The organism is Acinetobacter sp. YH12098 (assembly GCF_013419235.1).
Classification (GTDB): Bacteria; Pseudomonadota; Gammaproteobacteria; order Pseudomonadales; family Moraxellaceae; genus Acinetobacter; species Acinetobacter amyesii.
In genome coordinates, this window is the sequence record NZ_VPAO01000055.1 from 1 (window position 1) to 19,701 (window position 19,701).

At 41.6% G+C, this 19,701-nt stretch carries 15 protein-coding genes and 1 rRNA gene; 12 read left to right on the plus strand and 4 right to left on the minus strand.

The window, feature by feature from the left end; genetic code table 11:
* The 6 genes from rrf to FTU38_RS15325 all read left to right on the plus strand — a co-directional run.
* Positions 1-107 (plus strand): 5S ribosomal RNA (rrf, locus tag FTU38_RS15300); the annotation flags it as partial.
* A gap of 624 nt (positions 108-731) precedes the next feature.
* A complete protein-coding gene (locus tag FTU38_RS15305) occupies positions 732-2,105 on the plus strand; it encodes an MFS transporter (RefSeq protein WP_180041594.1) in 1,374 nt (457 codons plus the stop codon).
* Positions 2,106-2,464: 359 nt separating this feature from the next.
* Positions 2,465-3,910 (plus strand): aldehyde dehydrogenase family protein, encoded by a 1,446-nt coding sequence (locus tag FTU38_RS15310; protein ID WP_180111729.1) that lies wholly within the window; start codon positions 2,465-2,467, stop codon positions 3,908-3,910.
* 115 nt (positions 3,911-4,025) lie between these two features.
* Complete coding sequence (locus FTU38_RS15315; protein ID WP_373683561.1) at positions 4,026-4,556, plus strand: DUF1287 domain-containing protein; 531 nt, start codon at positions 4,026-4,028, stop codon at positions 4,554-4,556.
* 368 nt (positions 4,557-4,924) lie between these two features.
* Entirely contained in the window at positions 4,925-6,409 is a 1,485-nt protein-coding gene (locus FTU38_RS15320) for a sodium-dependent transporter (protein WP_180111733.1), read from the plus strand.
* A 1-nt stretch (position 6,410) separates the two neighbouring features.
* Positions 6,411-6,521: a methionine/alanine import family NSS transporter small subunit gene (locus FTU38_RS15325; protein ID WP_180005359.1), complete on the plus strand. Its 111-nt coding sequence runs from the start codon at positions 6,411-6,413 to the stop codon at positions 6,519-6,521.
* An 82-nt stretch (positions 6,522-6,603) separates the two neighbouring features.
* Here the strand turns inward: FTU38_RS15325 and rsmB are convergent, their stop codons facing one another.
* Together rsmB and fmt are read right to left on the minus strand one after the other, a co-directional pair.
* Positions 6,604-7,911, minus strand: coding sequence for a 16S rRNA (cytosine(967)-C(5))-methyltransferase RsmB (gene rsmB, locus FTU38_RS15330; protein WP_180111735.1), 1,308 nt, complete (start codon positions 7,909-7,911; stop codon positions 6,604-6,606).
* Positions 7,911-8,870 carry a methionyl-tRNA formyltransferase gene (fmt, locus tag FTU38_RS15335; protein ID WP_180111736.1) on the minus strand — a complete coding sequence of 320 codons (960 nt, stop codon included), beginning with the start codon at positions 8,868-8,870 and terminating at the stop codon, positions 7,911-7,913. The genes rsmB and fmt overlap by 1 nt, the downstream gene beginning before the upstream one ends.
* A 437-nt stretch (positions 8,871-9,307) precedes the next feature.
* Here fmt and ilvD (FTU38_RS15340) point away from each other — a divergent pair, with 437 nt between their 5' ends.
* From ilvD (FTU38_RS15340) to FTU38_RS15365, 6 genes are all read left to right on the plus strand, one after another.
* Positions 9,308-11,137: a dihydroxy-acid dehydratase gene (ilvD, locus tag FTU38_RS15340; protein ID WP_180111739.1), complete on the plus strand. Its 1,830-nt coding sequence runs from the start codon at positions 9,308-9,310 to the stop codon at positions 11,135-11,137.
* Positions 11,138-11,989: 852 nt separating this feature from the next.
* Entirely contained in the window at positions 11,990-13,675 is a 1,686-nt protein-coding gene (gene ilvD / locus FTU38_RS15345) for a dihydroxy-acid dehydratase (protein WP_180111741.1), read from the plus strand.
* A gap of 151 nt (positions 13,676-13,826) precedes the next feature.
* The gene (locus FTU38_RS15350; protein WP_180111742.1) at positions 13,827-15,149 is read left to right on the plus strand and encodes a hypothetical protein; all 1,323 of its coding nucleotides are present in this window, start codon (positions 13,827-13,829) and stop codon (positions 15,147-15,149) included.
* Complete coding sequence (locus FTU38_RS15355; RefSeq protein WP_078191648.1) at positions 15,130-15,417, plus strand: chorismate mutase; 288 nt, start codon at positions 15,130-15,132, stop codon at positions 15,415-15,417. Before FTU38_RS15350 ends, FTU38_RS15355 begins: the two co-directional genes overlap by 20 nt.
* Positions 15,418-15,522: 105 nt before the next feature.
* Positions 15,523-16,113: a hypothetical protein gene (locus tag FTU38_RS15360; protein ID WP_257225736.1), complete on the plus strand. Its 591-nt coding sequence runs from the start codon at positions 15,523-15,525 to the stop codon at positions 16,111-16,113.
* Positions 16,114-16,276: 163 nt separating this feature from the next.
* Complete coding sequence (locus tag FTU38_RS15365) at positions 16,277-17,014, plus strand: sulfite exporter TauE/SafE family protein (protein WP_180111746.1); 738 nt, start codon at positions 16,277-16,279, stop codon at positions 17,012-17,014.
* Between the two features lie 9 nt (positions 17,015-17,023).
* Here the strand turns inward: FTU38_RS15365 and FTU38_RS15370 are convergent, their stop codons facing one another.
* A complete protein-coding gene (locus tag FTU38_RS15370) occupies positions 17,024-17,926 on the minus strand; it encodes a LysR family transcriptional regulator (RefSeq protein WP_180111748.1) in 903 nt (300 codons plus the stop codon).
* A gap of 115 nt (positions 17,927-18,041) precedes the next feature.
* Positions 18,042-19,346 (minus strand): solute carrier family 23 protein, encoded by a 1,305-nt coding sequence (locus tag FTU38_RS15375; protein ID WP_180011052.1) that lies wholly within the window; start codon positions 19,344-19,346, stop codon positions 18,042-18,044.
* Between the last annotated feature and the right edge of the window lie 355 nt (positions 19,347-19,701).

Consider the following 19,701-nt stretch of genomic DNA (forward strand, 5'->3'; position numbering starts at 1 on the left):
CAATAGCAAGAGTGAACCACCTGATCCCTTCCCGAACTCAGAAGTGAAACCTCTTAGCGCTGATGGTAGTGTGGGGTTACCCATGTGAGAGTAAGTCATCGCCAGCTCATTATTCGAAACACCCCCTGACTAGTGCAGGGGGTGTTTTTTTATGTGTGGAGAAAAGGGGAAAAGAAGATAAGCAGAAGCATAAAACAGGGAGATGATAAAAATATTGATAGATTGTGGCTTGAATTATTTAAACATGGATGATTATTAGACAATAAACGCATTTAAAAATCATCAATTGAAGGAATTCTCAGCTTAAAAATGTCGGAAAACCTGAATGTAAGTCAGCTAAAACAACAGTTTAAATGCCTAATTATCGACTTAAGTGATGGCTGATGCCTTATGATTTAGAAATCTACGACCTAGATCGTAGAGTCTGGTTTTTTTCTATAAAATTTGAGTTTTATTCTGACAATTTTCATATCAAATAATCTATCGTCTGATTGTGATTTAGCTTCTAGTAACACATTGAAAATTAATCATTATAAAAACTAGACCCACAGTCCATCGACTTTTTTATGTATAAATATTTCAAAAATATCTAAGTTTTTATGACATTTTATTCCCAAACGACATGGATATATCTGAAAGGTATGGATCTATACCTTTGTAATTTTGGACAATTTACATTCAAAAACGGCATTGTAGCGAAAAATAAAACTCACAATTGGAGGTGAGGTTCAATGTCTACAAGCACAATGAATGTGAATAGCGTTGTCGATAACGCTAAGTTCACAAAATCGCATTTCAGCATCATGATGTGGTGTCTAATTCTTATTTTATTTGATGGTTACGACTTAGCGATCAATGGTGTTGCGCTGCCTTTATTAATGAAAGATTGGGGATTAACAGCTGTTCAGGCAGGTATGCTAGCGAGTACAGCACTTGCAGGGATGATGTTTGGTGCCATGATGTTTGGTACTTTGGCTGATAAGATTGGCCGTAAAAAAGTTATCATGATTTGTGTATTTTTATTCAGTACATTCACATTTTTAGGCGGTTTTGCATCAAATCCAACGGAATTTGGCGCGTTACGTTTTATTGCTGGACTTGGCATTGGTGGGGTATTACCGAACCTTGTGGCATTGACATCTGAATATGCACCTAAGCATCTACGCAGTACTTTAGTGACCACTATGTTCAGTGGTTATGCAATGGGTGGCATCATGGCGGCTCTCTTTGGTTCATGGTTTACTGCGGATTATGGCTGGCAAATCATGTTCTTCATTGCGGGTATTCCACTGTTACTGTTGCCATTTGCTTGGAAATTTTTACCTGAATCGCTCACATTTTTGGTGAAGGTGAATCGTCATGATGAAGCACGTCGTATGATTCAAACCATTGCACCTGAACAAACCGTGACTGCAAATACTCAACTGGAACTGACTGAAGTTGCGGTTCCGGGTGGAACGTCTGTTAAAGCGTTGTATAAGCAAGGTCGTGGCGTAAGTACGATGTTGTTTTGGCTGTGTTTCTTTATGTGTCTATTAACACTTTATGCATTAGGCAGTTGGTTACCAAAACTAATGATGGCCGCAGGTTATTCATTAGGTAGCAGTTTGACCTTCCTATTGGCGATGAATATTGGTGCCGTAATTGGTACGATTGGCGGCGGTATTTTAGCGGACAAATTCCACTTAAAACCGGTGATCATTACATTATGTCTTGCAGGTGCTGTGGCACTATCTTTACTCGGCTTTAATTCACCACAGCCTGTGATCTATCTTTTGGTTGCAGTCGCAGGTGCATCAGCAATTGGTTCTCAAATCTTACTCTATAGCTATGTTGCACAGTACTATCCGTTGTCTGTACGTTCGACAGGTATTGGATGGGCATCTGCAGTCGGTCGTACAGGTGCGATTGTTGGCCCGATTCTGATCGGCTATTTATTATCACAAGAATTGCCACATCAAATTAACTTTATGGCCGTGGGAATTCCAGTAGTCATCGCAGCGATTGCAGTGTTCTTTATTCGCAAAGCGCAAACGGATGAAGAGGTTGCCGCTTTAGAAAATGTGAATAAGACTTCAGTGAAAACACAGCGTTCGTATAGCTAAAACATAGATTTAAAAAGCCCGTCATTTGATGGGCTTTTTTTATGTTGTACTCATATTTTTTTTGATTAATTTAACTTTGAAAAATTTATTAATGATTTGATAAATAATGTAATTAAATATTTTAAACAGCTTTCTAATTTAATGTCATTGTTATATAGAGACTCGATCATCGTGTTTTCAGTGCAAGCATAGATCTGAAAATAGTGATGGTATTCAGGGCAATTAGGTAGCTGAGTTTGAGGCTTGTGGTTTATTTTGTTACTTAAATATAGTGAACTCTGGGCTCAGTCAGCGCATGATAGAGGGCATAGATTTATTCACATTTATCAATAATGTCTCAAGATCATGGAAATATCGTCATGTCCAAAGCCGTACAAGATATAAAAGACTATCCGCTCTATGTTGCAGGTAAAGCATTGACTACCGATCAGTGGTTAGAAGTGGATCAAAAATATACCCAAGACGTATATGCACGCGTTGCACTCGCAGATGCTGCAACCATTGAAAAAGCCATTGATTCAGCGGTTAAATCTAGCGCTGCAATGGCGGCATTGGAACCTTTTCAAAAACAAAAAATCTTACTGCACTGTGTTAAACGTTTTAATGAAATGCGTGCAGAATTGACTGAAATTTTAATTGCGGAAGGTGGAAAACCGCGTAAAGCCGCAGCTGCTGAAGTTGAACGTTTAATCAATACCTTTCAAATTGCTGCTGATGCTGTTACACAGATGGATGATGGTCGCATGATCCCATTGGCGGTTACCGCAGCGGCATCTGGCTATCAAGGCATGGTCAAACATGTGCCAATTGGTCCTGTATCGTTGATCAGCCCGTTTAATTTTCCGATCAATCTGACTGCGCATAAAATTGCACCTGCCATTGCCGCAGGCTGTCCATTTGTGTTGAAGCCTGCAAGTTTGACGCCTATTTCAGCTTTAAAAATTGCGGAAGTTTTGGCCGAAACGGATTTACCTAAAGGTGCCTTTTCGATTTTACCTTGTCCACGTGAACATGCGGATGTCTTGGTCACTGACGACCGATTTAAACTGCTCAGCTTTACCGGTTCCGATGTTGTGGGGTGGGATATGAAAGCGCGTGCGGGACGTAAAAAAGTGACTTTGGAACTTGGCGGTAATGCTGCGGTATTGGTTGAGCCCGATACTGAAATTTCAGCAGCATTTATTGAGCGCTTAGTGGGTGGGGCGTATAACCATGCAGGGCAAGTGTGTATCAGCGTACAACGCATCTTGGTGCATGCTGATATCTATGCCGATGTGAAGAAAAAGCTCGTGGCGAGAATGAAGCAGCTTAAAGCGGCTGATCCTCACTTAGAAAGCACCATGGTCGGTCCCATGATTAAGGAAGCGGAAGCAACACGCGTGCATAAATGGGTCGATAAAGCAGTAAAAAAAGGTGCCAAAGCATTGGTACGTGGTGAACATCAGGGTGCTTTGCTCGATCCAATTTTATTGGAAAATGTCGATGAATCACTAGAAGTGTATAAAGATGAAATCTTTGGCCCTGTAGCGATTCTAGAAAAATACAAAAATTTTGAAAAAGGCATCGCCAAAATTAATAGCAGCCGTTTTGGTTTACAAGCGGGCATCTATACGCAAAATTTGAATAAAATGTTGTATGCGTGGAATCACTTAGAGGTCGGTGGAGTGATTATTAATGACATTCCATCTTTCCGTGTTGATAACATGCCATATGGTGGCGTAAAAGATTCTGGCTTAGGCCGTGAAGGAATTCAGTCTGCCATTCGAGATATGCAAGAAGAACGCGTATTGGCGATAAAACTGTAGCAGTTTAAACTTGGGCTTGGTTCAGTATGGATCTGTTCGAAGCCCATTTTTTAATCATTTCAAAAACCTAAAGTGCATAAGAAAAATGAAAAGAATTTTATTATGGGTCAGTTTGATGACCGTGAATATGGCTGTCTTTGCCTTTAACGCCACTCAAATGGTGACGGATGCACGCAGTCAGATTGGGAAAACCTTATATTATGATCCTGCGTATACTGCACTGCGTTATCCGATGGGAGATGTCCCTTTAATCAAGGGTGTTTGTACCGACGTGGTAATTCGTGCATTACGACAGCAAGGGATTGATTTACAACAAGCCATTCATGAAGATATGAAAGCCAATTTTAAGCAGTATCCACAAAAATGGGGCTTAAAAGGAACCGATAAAAATATTGATCATCGACGTGTTCCCAATATTCAAACTTGGATGCAACGTCAGGGCTATGTTGTCAAAGATAAGCAGTATTTGGCAGGAGATATTGTCACTTGGGACTTAGGGCGTGGTTTAGTGCATATTGGCGTGGTTTCAGATCGTAAAGTGAAAGCTAGCGATGTTCCGCTCATCATCCATAATATTGGAGAGGGCACACAGGAAGAAGATCTTTTGCATGCCTATAAAATTACTGGACATTATCGAGTGAAATAACTTTAAAAATTTAATAGGAAATAAAACATTCCTAAAAGTTATATTATTGATAACTTAAATTGTATGAAAAATAAGCTGATTAAATGAACATTTAAACTTAAACATATTATAAAAATGGAATATTTGCCGTAGAAATTACAGAAAAACTTAAAAAAAGTGAGTATTGTTAATTCATACAAAGGGAAAGTTATTTGTGGTGTTTTTAACCAAAATGCGCATGTGATTTTTCTGTTTGCAATTTGGTATAGACGCTCATAAGGTATCTCACCAGATCAAACACCCAGAATTTTTATTTTTATGGTTCTTTTTTTGCTCGCGATATAATCATAACAAGCAGCAGTTAAAGATGCCTGAGGTTTAGGTGTTCTATGTCAGATAATCGTGAAAGCTGGTCTGCGCGATCAGGCTTTATTTTAGCGGCGATTGGATCAGCCGTGGGTTTGGGGAATATTTGGCGTTTCCCTTATGTTGCTTATGAAAATGGTGGTGGTGCATTTTTAGTACCGTATTTGATTGCAATTTTTGCAGCGGGTTTGCCTTTATTGTTCTTAGATTATGCAGTGGGGCATAAATTCCGAAAAGCACCGCCAACTGCATATAAAAAACTTATGAACAGTGAGGCATTAGGCTGGTGGCAAGTGATGGTGACCCTGATCATCGGGATCTACTATGCCAGCGTATTGTCATGGGCCGGTAGTTACATGTATTACGCCATTGGACAACAATGGGGCTCAGATACGGAAAGCTTTTTCTTTAAAACCTATCTACAAAATGGTGATGGCTTAACATTTGGTTTTGTTCCGACTTTATTTGTTGGTTTAGTCATTGTTTGGGCTGTGGTGATGTTCATTCTCTATGGCGGTGTACGTCGTGGTGTAGAACTTGCCAATAAAATTTTTATGCCGTTATTGATCGTGTTATTTAGCATTTTAGTCATTCAAGCATTGCGTCTACCGGGTGCGGCAGAAGGCTTAAATGCATTCTTTACGCCAAACTGGGAAGCGATGACCGACTATAAAGTATGGTTAGCAGCCTTTGGTCATATCTTCTTCTCGTTATCGATTGGTTTCGGGATCATGTTGACCTATGCGTCTTACTTAAAAGCAAAAACCAACTTAACCGGTTCAGGTGTAGTCGTTGCATTAGCCAACTCATCATTTGAAATCTTAGCGGGTATTGGCGTCTTTGCAGCACTTGGTTTCATGGCACAAAGTTCAGGTGTACCTGTAAAAGAAGTAGTATCTGGTGGTATTGGTTTAGCCTTTATTGCCTTCCCGAAAATCATTTCGAGTATGGGGGCAGGCGGTGATTTGTTTGGCTTCTTGTTCTTTGCTTCGTTGGTGGTTGCAGGGATTACCTCTATGGTGAGTATCTTGCAAGTGCCAATTGCAGCGTTTCAAGACAAATTGGGTTGGTCAAAAAATAAAGCTGTAACGATTGTTGCGGGCGGTTCAGCAATCGTATCTACACTTTTATTCTCTACACAAAGTGCCATTACTTTTGTTGATATCATTGACTACTTTGCCAATAACATTGGGATCGTGGGTGGTGGTTTACTCTCTATTATTTTGGTGTCGTGGTTCCATCGTCCATTGATGAAACAATTACAAGAGCATGCAAATCAATACTCAAGTATCAAGTTGGGTCAAGGTTGGAATTTCTTATTGACCGTGATCACCCCAATTTCATTATTGGTTGCACTTGTATTGACGATTAAGGCTGTCGCAACTGAAGGTTATGGCGGTTATCCTGCAACGACACTTTGGTTGGTGGGTGGTTCGGTATTGGCCTTCTTTGTATTGGGTTCTGTTCTATTAAGCTTGTGTAAAGACAAAGGTCCAGAGGAGAATTAATATGAATACATCTGCAATGATCATGATGATTTTATCAATTGTTTTGCTATGGGGTGGTTTACTTTTAGCGACGATTCATTTGGTGAAAAATCCTGACGAAGCTGAAGATTAAATTTAGAATGACGAAAAAAATGCCCGATGAAATCATCGGGCATTTTTTATGATTGTTTACATCTAAAAAGGTGTTTATTGATTTAGGCCGTTTTTACTATACGGCAATAATAGAAGCCATCGCCATAACCCACTTTCGGGAAAAGTTGACGACCATGGATTTGTTCAACTCCCCAATCTGCTTCAATTTTAATTTCTTGGGCATCGGCATGATTGGCAAAGAACTCAACCATTTGCTGTTCATTTTCAGCTTTTAAAATCGAGCAAGTGATGTAAAGCAGCGTACCGCCAACTTTAAGTTGCTTCCACATGTTTTCCAAAATTTGCTTTTGTAATACTACTGTTTTCGCAATGTCGCCCGATTGACGTAGTAAACGAATGTCAGGATGACGACGCATTACACCCACAGCGGTACATGGCGCATCGAGCACGATGCAATCAGCAAGTTCAGGAGCAGTATAGGTGACGGCATCGGCAGTTTGGATTTCGACATGTTTACCATCGAGATCCAAACGATCAAGGTTTTCAACCACACGTTTCAGACGTTTCTCATCTTGGTCGAGTGCGATGAGTTTCTTTGGTTGGAAGGTCTCTAAAATGTGTGCTGTTTTACCACCCGGCGCAGCACAAGCATCAATCACAAATTTACCGTCAAGATTTGGCAATAGTGTTGCGCAAAGCTGAGCATGTTCATCTTGTACCGAAAAACCACCTGCTTCAAAGCCCGGCAGGCTTGGAATGTGTAGGCTTTCGTCCATCACAATGCCGACATCAGACAGTTCACAGCGATGCGCATCGATACCTTCATCTTCCAAAATATCGAGGTATTCGTCACGGCTGACCTGACGTGTATTGACACGCAAAGTCAGTGGCGCAATTTGTTTAAGCTCATAACTGAGTTCATCAAATTGTTCACCCCAGTCTTTTTTCAGACGTTTGGTTAACCAACTTGGTAAATTGGTCGCTTGTTCAAGTACATCGTAGAACTGTTCTGTTTCACGTGTTGCGCGGCGCAAAATCGCGTTGATTAAGCCACTTAGACTGCCCATACCCAATTGTTTTGCAGCGTCTACCGTTTCGGAAATTGCAGCATGAGCCGCGACACGGGTACACAATAATTGGTACAAACCAAGGTATAAACAGGTTTCAACCACTTGGTTATCTACCGGTTTAGACAGTAGCGGTAAAGTCAGTTGTTTCAATGCATACCATTGACGTAAACAACCGAGCACCAATTCATGGAATAAAGCACGGTCTTTGTCCGATACAATATTCATTTGCTGCGCGAGGACAGATTGCAGCGATTGACCATTTTGGACAGCCAATAACGTCTTCACTACCTGAGCACGTAAATTAAGGTCTCGGGTCGAGGCGTTGGGAGATTGCTTCATTATAAAATTTGTCCAATAGTCAATTTTTGGGTTTGTAAAATTTGTACAGGGTTGAGTGGTTTAGCACCCGGCCATTGTAAAGAGGTCAATATAATCACGCTGTCATTGGCACAGGCAATATGTATGCCTTTTTTATCGATAGCGATGATTTCACCTGCTTGAGCATTCGGTGCTGAATCAGCAGAAAGTTCAGAATGCCAAACGCGTAAATTATTTTGCTCATCCAACTGAATGAATGCTACCGGCCACGGATTAAAGGCGCGAATGTTACGATCGATTTGTACAGCATCGATGGACCAATCAATTTTTGCTTCAGCTTTTGAAAGCTTATGTGCATAAACTGTTAATGCTTCGTCTTGGACTTCACGGCTGTCTAAATATTGCTGCAATGTTTGTTCAGTGTCTAAAACGGCAGCAATTGCAGTTGCACCTTGCTCTGCAAGTTTGTCATGCAAAGTTGCAGAGGTATCCGTTGCTTCAATCGGGCAGATGGTTTTATACATCATGTCGCCTGTATCGAGTCCGGCTGCCATTTTCATAATGGTGACACCTGTTTCAATATCACCTGTTGCGATGGCACGTTGAATCGGTGCTGCACCACGCCAACGTGGCAGCAATGAGCCATGAATATTCAGGCAGCCATATTTCGGGGTATCTAGCACCACTTGCGGCAAGATCAAACCATAGGCTGCAACCACCATAACATCGGCATTTAAGGCTTTTAATTCCGCTTGTGCGGCTAAACCTTCTTCAGTCGATGATTTGAAATGAAGGGGTTGGTAAACAGGAATATGGTGCTCTAAAGCCAATTGCTTTACGGCAGAAGCTGTGAGTTTTTGTCCACGTCCAGCTTTGCGGTCAGGTTGAGTGTATACCGCAACAATTTCATGTTGTGTGTTGAGCAATGCAGCTAGTGCTGTTGCGGCAAATTCTGGCGTACCGGCAAAGATGATTTTCAAAATGAATGAACCGAATCTGTGTTTAATATGTGGATTATAGCAAATGATTAATGCGTAATTTAGAACATTAGAAATTGATTTTTGCAACTTTGAAGCTGTCCAAGCTCAATGATTTCATAACCCAAAATCGCAAATTTGCAATTTTTAAATAAATTATATTTATATAAAATTTAAAAATTATTCATGAAAGTTTTGTATTGTGCAGCCATTGATGGCGGTATAGTAGATTTCAGTTAAAAGATTTTTGTCGTCAAATCACTCGTTTTTATTGATAGACCCATCTGCCCAAATCTCAGCTTAAAAAGCCATCTTTAAAAACAATGGCTTGGTGTATGATAGGTTTAAAATTCGACTGATTTTACATCATTGTCAGTATGATTTAGCCAGAGTGAATCTGTAGGATTCATTTCAAGCTCAAACTTTGTTGGAAATATAAAATGCCTGACTATCGTTCAAAAACATCGACACACGGAAGAAATATGGCGGGTGCGCGCGGCTTATGGCGCGCAACTGGTATGAAAGATGAAGACTTTGGTAAACCAATTATTGCCGTCGTGAACTCATTTACTCAATTTGTACCGGGTCACGTTCATCTTAAAGACCTTGGTCAACTCGTGGCGCGTCAAATTGAGCAAGCAGGCGGTGTAGCCAAAGAGTTCAATACCATTGCGGTTGATGACGGTATTGCGATGGGCCATGACGGGATGCTGTATTCATTACCTTCACGAGACTTAATTGCAGACTCTGTGGAATACATGGTAAGCGCGCACTGTGCCGATGCCATGGTATGTATTTCCAACTGTGACAAAATTACTCCAGGGATGTTGATGGCGGCTATGCGTCTGAACATTCCAGTGGTATTTGTCTCTGGTGGTCCAATGGAAGCGGGTAAAGTTAAAATCCGTGGCAACGACAAAGCCATCGACTTAATTGATGCCATGATTGTGGCTGCAGATGACAACTATACCGATGAAGAAGTAGCAGAATACGAACGCTCTGCATGCCCAACTTGCGGTTCATGCTCAGGTATGTTCACCGCAAACTCAATGAACTGCTTAACAGAAGCATTGGGCCTGTCTTTACCGGGTAACGGCTCTACACTGGCAACACATGCAAACCGTAAAAAATTATTCGAACGCGCAGGCTCTTTAATTGTTGAATTGGCTAAACGTCATTATGAACAAGACGATTACAGCGTATTACCACGTTCAATGGTGACCAAAGCATCGTATGAAAATGCCATGACTTTGGACATCGCAATGGGTGGTTCAACCAATACCGTTCTTCACTTATTAGCTGCTGCAAACGAAGCGGGTGTTGATTTCACGATGGACGACATTGACCGTTTATCTCGTAAAGTGCCTGTACTCTGTAAAGTTGCACCTGCGAAAAACGACGTACATATGGAAGATGTACACCGTGCTGGCGGTATCATGTCCATTCTCGGTGAATTAGACCGTGCAGGCTTATTGGACACATCTGTAGGTACTGTTCACGAAGCAAGCTTAAAAGATGCTTTAGATAAATGGGACATTATCCGTACTGAAAATGAAGACGTTTACCAATTCTTCCGTTCAGCGCCGGGCGGTGTACCAACGCAAACTGCATTCTCACAAGATCGATATTACCAACGACTAGATGGTGACCGTGAAAATGGCGTGATCCGTAATGCTGAACATGCGTTCTCGAAAGACGGTGGCTTAGCTGTGCTTTACGGCAACATTGCGCTCGATGGTTGTATCGTAAAAACTGCGGGTGTAGATGATTCAATCTTGAAATTCAACGGTACTGCACGTGTGTTTGAAAGCCAAGATTCAGCAGTAGAGGCGATCTTGGGTAATGAAATCAAAGCCGGTGATGTGGTTGTGATTCGCTATGAAGGCCCACGTGGTGGTCCGGGTATGCAAGAAATGTTGTACCCAACCAGCTACTTAAAATCGAAAGGTCTAGGCAAAGAATGTGCGTTATTGACTGACGGTCGTTTCTCTGGCGGTTCATCAGGCCTGTCAATTGGTCACGTTTCACCTGAAGCAGCAGAAGGTGGTGCAATTGGTTTGGTGGAAGATGGCGATTTAATCGAAATTGATATTCCAAACCGTACCATCAACTTAGCTGTTGATGACGCTACGATGGCGGCTCGCCGTGCAGCGCAAGAAGCGAAAGGTTGGCATCCAGTGGAAGAGCGTCCACGCAAAATTTCGAAAGCATTGAAAGCGTATGCAATGCATACCACGAGTGCGGCGAAAGGCGCAGTACGTGAAATCTAAGCTCTAGATTTTTAAATAAAAAAGCACTCCGAATGGGGTGCTTTTTTTATGCAAGTAATATTTTATAAATCCCCAACTTTTGCTATGGAGAGGTGCGACAGGAAGTTGCACGTTTGCCAGTATAGCAGGGATGCTATATCGGGTAGATAAAGGCTTTTGTTTACTTTTGGCCTGTCAAAAGTAAGGAGTGCCTACGAGATAGCATTAGAGTTTTATTCTTTAGTATGAGGTTGTATGGGAAAGAATCTAAAACCTAAAATCATACTTTCTGCGGTGATTTTTTTATTTTGATTTTCACTAAATTGAATATTGTGGAAGCTTATTTTTTATAGTCTCTAAATTTAAAAAAATGACACGACGGAGTCTTATCTTTTTAAAGCAAATTTTAGGAGCTCTTATGTTACTTTTGTTTTGGCAAAAGTAACCAAAACCATTTGTCATCCGCAAAACCTGTCCACTTAAGATTCTAAAAATATTTTTGCAAAAAAAGTTTCTTTAAAAGACCACGCAGGTTGCGGATGACATTTCCGCGTATCAGGTATTAGATAAAATTCAACGCATAATAAATCATTACCTAAGTCATTTTATGGGCAGTAGTGCCGACATTATGGACGTTCCCTCTCTTTTAAAGGAGAGGGCTAGGGAGAGGATTCATGTGAAAATCCTCCCTTTATTCAAATCTTCTCATACGCCTTTTATGGCTTTGGCATGTGATTCAATAATATTGGATGTACATAAAAACTTTATATGCGGGGATGGAATTTCTTTTACATGCTGAGCGCTTTCTATACAATAAATTTAAAAGAACCCGCCAAAGCTGAAGCCAAAATCAGCCATCGCCAAGGAAGAACAATGAGTAAAAATAATATCCGTGAACATTCCGCTCCTGTTTATGAAGGCATTGAAAATGCGCCTGCACGTTCCATGATGCGTGCTACGGGCTTCCAAGATGCTGACTTTACTCGCCCCTTTATTGGCATTGCTTCGACTTGGGCCAATGTCACGCCATGTAATATGCATATTGATGCTTTGGCCCGTGAAGCTGAAAGTGGGGTCAATGCTGCAGGCGGGAAAGGCATTATTTTCAATACCATCACCATTTCTGATGGCATTTCCAACGGTACAGAAGGCATGAAGTATTCCTTGCTGTCGCGGGAAATCATTGCCGATTCTATTGAAGCTGTGGTGGGCTGTCAGGCCTATGATGGCGTAATTGCCGTAGGCGGCTGTGACAAGAACATGCCGGGTTGCATCATGGGCTTGGCGCGTTTAAACCGTCCGGGCCTGTTTATTTATGGTGGCACCATCAAACCCGGAGCAGGGCATACCGACATGATTTCGGTATTTGAAGCAGTGGGTCAGCATGCCAAAGGCGAAATCAATGAAATTCAAGTGAAGCAGATTGAAGAAGTCGCGCTGCCGGGGCCGGGTTCATGCGGTGGTATGTACACGGCCAATTCGATGGCTTCAGCGATTGAAGCACTGGGCATGAGCTTGCCGGGGTCTTCAGCACAGGAAGCGGTATCCGCGGATAAAATTGCCGATTGCCAACGCGCAGGTGAAGCCGTGATGAACCTGCTGCGTTTAGATATTAAGCCGCGCGACATTATGACCAAAGCTGCTTTTGAAAACTCGATTAAAGTGCTAATTGCCTTAGGTGGGTCAACCAATGGCGTACTGCATTTGATTGCCATGGCGCATACCGCAGGCGTGGAACTGTCTTTGGATGATTTTGTGCGTATTGGCAAAGATATTCCTGTGGTGGCCGATGTGCGCCCATCGGGTAAATATTTAATGTCGGAACTGATTGCCATTGGCGGTATTCAGCCGCTGATGAAGCGCATGCTGGATGCAGGTATGCTCGATGGTTCTTGCCTGACGGTCACAGGCAAAACTTTGGCGGAAAACTTAGCCGATGTAGCAGACTATCCTGCAGGTCAGCAAATTATTCTGCCATTTGATGCACCGATCAAAAAGGATTCGCACTTGGTTGTACTGAAAGGCAATCTGTCACCGACGGGTGCAGTGGCTAAAATTACCGGTAAAGAAGGGCTGTATTTTGAAGGGCCTGCGCGGGTATTTGAGGGTGAGCAGGGTGCCATGCGCGGTATTTTAGATGGCGAAGTACAAGAAGGTGAAGTGGTGGTGATCCGCGGTGTTGGGCCGAAAGGCGGACCGGGTATGCCTGAAATGCTGAAACCGACTTCAGCGATTATTGGTAAAGGTCTAGGCCAATCCGTCGCACTGTTGACCGATGGGCGTTTCTCGGGCGGCAGCCATGGTTTTGTGATTGGTCATGTGACACCAGAAGCCTATGAAGGCGGCCCAATTGGCTTGGTCAAAAACGGCGATAAAATATCAATTAACGCTGAAACGCGTGAAATGACTTGGCATGTGGCTGAGGATGAACTTGCTGCACGTCGTGCGGCCTGGGTCAAACCGAAACCAAACTATACCCATGGCGCTTTGGCTAAATTTGCCAAGTTGACCTCTGGTGCGGAAAAAGGTGCGGTGACTGACCTAAATCTAGACGTCTAATCCATTGTTAAACATTGAACATTCAGCCCTGACTTGATATAAGTTTTGCACAAGGCTTATATCTCATTTAAAACAGCTTCATAATAGAAGTTGAATTTTAAGCATGTGCTGGCAGGTTCGGCACAATTCATCATTTTGAGGCAAAAAACGCATGTCACTGTTACGCCGTTGGTTCGATCCAATCCGATCGAGTTGGTTTTATCAGAAACCGACCCGACAAGCGGTGTTACCCACGGAACAAGGTCTGAGTGTTTATCTTCGACTGGATGATGTCTATAGCTATTTGGCTGCGCAGCAGCTGCCTCAATTAGAGGAAATTCTCAGTGATGAAATCAAACCACTGAAAGTGATTATTTGTCGTCAGAGTGCTGAACCTCCTAATCAAATGTCATCGATAGAATGGCAACAATATTGTCTGAATGATGCCCAAATTTTAGCGCGGCAGCATCGTTTTAGTTTTCATGAAACACCTGAACAACCGACCGCTGAAGCTTTAGAACAAGCCGAAATTATTCTAAAAAATACCCCATTACGCGGCCAAGACTTTCTTTATTTACTTGAAGATGTGTTCCACATGTTGTGGCAAAAGCAGTATGGCAAGCTGAGAACACTGTATGCGATGGCCAGCCGTCATCATAAAGCTCAAGATTTTCCTGAACGTATCTTTACCGATACCCCGATTTTATCGGGCTATTTTGAGTTTGGTGAACGTAAGTACCATGCTGTAGATGATTTACTGCGTTTAACGCGCCGTTTAAAACAACAAAAACTCCTGACAGATAACCCGATCTTTATGATCAATCATATTGAATGGCGTGAGCACCTGATCAGTGATGCAGAAGAGTTGAATGAAATTCAGGGACTCGATCCTGAGCTTGATCTCTACATCGCGATGGAAGATCCGATTTCATGGTTACTGTTGGCTTATATTCGTGAGGAATTGGCGGACTATTATAATATTCAGCTGAATGTGTATCCATTGTCGTATCACGGTCGAGATTTGTTTGACTGGAGTTTGGCAACACGTCTGTCTAAACGGACAGAAGTTAAGTTCACGCCATTTTGCCGGCCTACAGAAGCTGCGACATTAGCTATGTCACAGCTTTACTACAGTGCACCTGAAGAGCAACGTATTGATGTGATGTATCGCATTTTGGAAGCCGTATGGACCAAAGGGCGTGATTTATCCTTCAAAGCACATTTTCAGGCTTTACAGTATGAGTTAGAGATTTCTGAACTGACTACTAACGATATTGCTGAAAAATTAAAAGAAAATGATATGCACTGTGAGATGAAGTCACAGCCCGATTTTCCTGTTTTAGAATTACGTATTGCAGGTCAAAGCTATGTATTTAATAGCTTATACCGCGTTTGGATGATTGAAAGTATTTTCAGTAATGTGTTAGAAGAGAAGTATAAAAGTGAAAACACCGCTGAAAGTGAAGCCAGAGAAGATGAAGAAAGAAAAAGTTGAGTCATTAGAGCAAGCCCGCGCACAGATTGATGTGATTGATCAGGGGATTATTGAGCTCATTGCTGCACGTCAGTTTTATGTCGATCAAGCGGTGCGTTTTAAGCGTTCAGTACAGGATGTTCAATCACCAGAACGTGTCGAAGCGGTGATTAGTAAAATTCGTCTACAAGCCACAGAGCACGGTGTAAATGCAGATATTGTGGAACGTTTATATCGCGATATGATTCAGCATTTTATTCAACGTGAGTTGAAAGAGATTCGACCGTAATTTTTAGTTTTTGAGATTAGATCAAATTTATTAATGTTCTTTTTTATTTTCTTAACCTTATTTTTTATATTTGGTAGTACTGCTTGCTCGTCTGAGAAAATTAGTTTGAATCAGCATGAAGTTAAAGAAGCTCAAAAAAAAGAATCAATTTCAACGCTGTCTAAAGAAGATACAGCTATAATAAATGATTATAAAAATACTATTAATAAACTTAATCTGAGAGATAAAGAAAACGCAGATAAAGTAATGAAAGATAGTTTGTCTGAAATAAAAAAGATCACGAATGATCAAGAACGACAAAAGATTGAAATGCAAATCTACTTAGCAACAGGCATGTATGAAGAGGCTTATAATCTTAATCATAAAATGTTAAAGGACTCTTTCAGTCAGGAACTTTTAGTGACTCAGTGTGAGTTAAGCTATTATGCTAAAAGATCGAAAGATGAATATGAAAAATGTTATTCCGATTTAGCATTGATTTTAAAAGAAGAATTAAGGAAAGTATCAAAAAATGACCCTCAGTATATTTATGGTGAGTGGGGCTATTTGCTATCAATGTATAAATCTGGGAACGTTGAATATAAAAATAAATTAAAAAAATTTATTGATTCAATTCAAGATGAAACGGTGAAATATCAATTCGAAAGTTCTTATGAATTAGCTGAAGAGCAAAAGAGTAGTTATGACAATAATTAAAATAAATAAGTTGTAATTCCTTTTTTATTGAATTCAACTACCTTGTCTATAGCTGATTTCAAGCACAGCCTCAACTTTTTATTGAGGCTCTATTCCAAAAACACTGATTTTTCAAAGGGCTTGAATTGCATAGCATAGAACCAATTCTTCAGCGAGTTTCGCCATGATTTGGTTCGTCATCACAGTTTTTGCAATCGCAGGTCTGATTAAAGGCACGATTGGGTTAGGCCTGCCAGCGGTATCGATGGGCTTACTCACCATGGTGATCAGTCCATTTCAGGCAGCCACGTTATTGATCATTCCATCTATGGTGACCAATTTTTGGCAACTATTTGCCGAAGGGCAGGTGCTGCGACTAATTCAACGCTTTTGGCCCTTGTTACTCGGCATCATCATCGGTTCAATTTGGAGTGTTTTTCCAACTTTAGGACATGGTGAATTTAAAAGTGAAGCTTTACTGGGGGGCATGTTGGCACTATATGGACTGTATGGGCTTTGTGCCAAAAGCTTGCCGAACTTTGCACCACATGAAAAATGGCTATCTCCAATGATCGGTTATCTCGGTGGAGCGCTGACTGTTGCGACCGGTGTGGTGGTGATCCCGGTAGTACCATATTTGCAAGGTTTGCAACTGAAACGCGATGATCTTGTACAGTCACTCGGTTTGGCCTTTACCACATCAACCATTTGTTTGGCAGTGTTCTTACAGCAAAATCCTGTGGAAGATCTTCCGATTGATTATGCCATGTCAGCCATGGCACTGATTCCTGCGCTCATTGGCATGTGGGCAGGGAAAAAAATCCGTTACCGCATTCCAGAACAAAAATTCCGTAAGGTGTTTTTTATCGGGTTGATTGCCCTCGGTAGCTATATGATGCTGCACCAGTTTGGCGTGATTTAAAGCCTAGACTTAGCCATCTAAAGTAGATTTTTGTGACAGTAGAAACTGACTGAAATGCTGATAATTTAAGGGTAAATCATCAAAATTACGCGCGGTGAGGAGCAGTTTTCGATTGGCCCATTCACCGCTGAGCTCAACTTGGGCAAAGGCATACAAACTGATTAATCGTTGGGCCGCACGTTTTGGCATGATGGCAATGCCCACACCATTCGCCACCACTTGGGCGATCGCGGCAAAGTTCGGCAAACGTAACCGATACTGAATTTCACAGCCGAATAATTTGGCTTGAGCCTCGATCGATTGTTGCAAGGAATGATATTGCATCAAACCGACAAAGGGATAATTTAAAATCTCTGCGGGTTTGACGCTAGATATCGAGGCCAATTCATGAGTTATAGGACAAATCAGTACCAAAGGATCATTTGCAAACTCAAGTGTTTGTAACTTTTCGGATTTAAAGAAACCCGAAATTAGACCTAGTTGTGCATTACCTTGCTCTATCGCTGCAATGATATCTTTAGACTCGGCTTCATGCAGCTCAATTTGTGTGTTGGGATTTTCTAGCAAATAGCGTGGCAGCAAAACCGGCAAATATTCACTTTGTGCAGATGAATTACACCATAAGGTCATATTGGAACTTAGCCCATGGCCAAAGGGCAGCATCGCGTGTTCTAATTGTTGCCCCTCACCTAAGATGCGCTGTGCATGTTCAACCAAGGTTTGACCGGCAAGAGTCAGTTTGACCCCTTTGGCTTGGCGAGTGAACAGGGCTGTGCGGTAATGCTGTTCGAGTTTTTTAATCCGTTCACTGGCTGCTTGTAGCGAGATGGCAGAACGAGCAGCGCCTTTGGTCAGACTGCCGCTGTCTACAATGTGCAGCACCAATTGAAGGTCGAACAAATCCAGTCGCATATGGTGTATTCCTTAGCTAATGCCTTATCTTACTGAAAGAGCAGCTATAAAAAAAAGCGACCTTTCGGCCGCTTTTCAAATGAATGTTGTATTCTTTTTTAAATGCTTTGGAGGCTTATTCTGATTTATCGCCCAAGCTAAAGAACCAATTCAAAATCAGCGCTGCAAATGTAGCAGTACCAATACCACCTAAGTTGAAGTTACCGAATTGAAGTGCAAAGTCACCTGTACCTAAAATAATCGTGACTGCTGCCACCATCAGGTTTTTGTTTTTTGAAAAATCAACTTTGTTTTCAATCCAAATTTTCGCACCTGCAATGGTAATTAGACCAAATACAACAATCGATGCACCTGTCAAAATGGCTTGCGGAATGGTATGAATAATCGCACCAAACTTTGGAGAAAGACCAAGGAAGATGGCGAATACACCTGCAAATACAAACACGATGGTCGAGTAAACACGCGTTACTGCCATCACACCAATATTTTCGCCATAAGTGGTCATACCCGGACCGCCGACACCGCCTGAAAGTGTGGTTGCAACACCATCTGCAACGAAGGCTTTACCAATGTGCGGATCAAGATTTTCACCTGTCATCGCGCCCACAGCTTTAATGTGACCTAAGTTTTCAGCCACCAAAATCAAAGCAATCGGTGCAATGATCAGCATGGCATTGAAATCAAAAACAGGCGAATGGAATTGAGGAACACCAAACCAAGCTGCATCTTGTACTGGAACGAAGTTGATTGGTGTGCCATGACCCATGACATTGGAAATGATGTAATACACCAAGTAAGCGAGTAGAAGGCCAACTAAGAGTAATAGACGTTGTAACAAGCCCTTCGTGAACACTGCAATCGAACCCATACACAGTACAGTGACTAAAGCCATCCACATATTAAAGTTATTACCGGCAACCCCTTTAATGGTCACTGGGGCAAGGTTGAGACCAATGATCATCACCACTGCACCTGTAACGACAGGTGGCATGAGTTTTTCAATCCAACGGGTACCCGTTGCCATCACGATAAAACCAAAAATGGCATATAAAATACCGCAGGCCATAATCCCGCCAGCAGCCATCGCGATATTGGCATTTGGCGCGCCAGTACCTGACGCTGCATAACCTGTTGCGGCAATGACCACACCAATAAAGGCAAAGCTTGAGCCCAGATAACTTGGTACACGACCACCAGTCATAAAGAAGAACAAGATGGTACAGATGCCCGACATTAAAATTGCAAGATTGGCATCAAAACCCATCAAGAATGGTGCAAGAACCGTTGCACCAAACATTGCAAAGGCATGCTGTATCCCCAATACAACACTTTGCACAGGCGGAAGATACTCATTGGTACCGACAGGACGTGCATCAATATTGCCTTCGTATGGGCGCCATTTGGGAAACCAATTGGACATAAAATGAGCACTCAAAAGATAAATTGTGCACATCATACTCTTGTTTTTTAGAAGATTTAATCTCTTTTAAAAATATTTTATTCAAACTAATTACATGACTTTACATGTAAATTTACCAAATGGTAAAAGTTTTAAGGGTGTAAAAATGGCATTAAATCATGCAATTAATCAAATAGGATAAGAGTCAATACTTCATAAATTTTTCTTATTTTATCAAATGGAGCGTAGAACTCTGTCCTTCAGGTCAGAGATATAAGCGACACGACATGAAGTGTCGTTTGATTTAACTAAGGACTATTTTCCTTGAGTTTTGATTGTTAATATAAGTACATGAAAACCCTTAAATTACGTATAA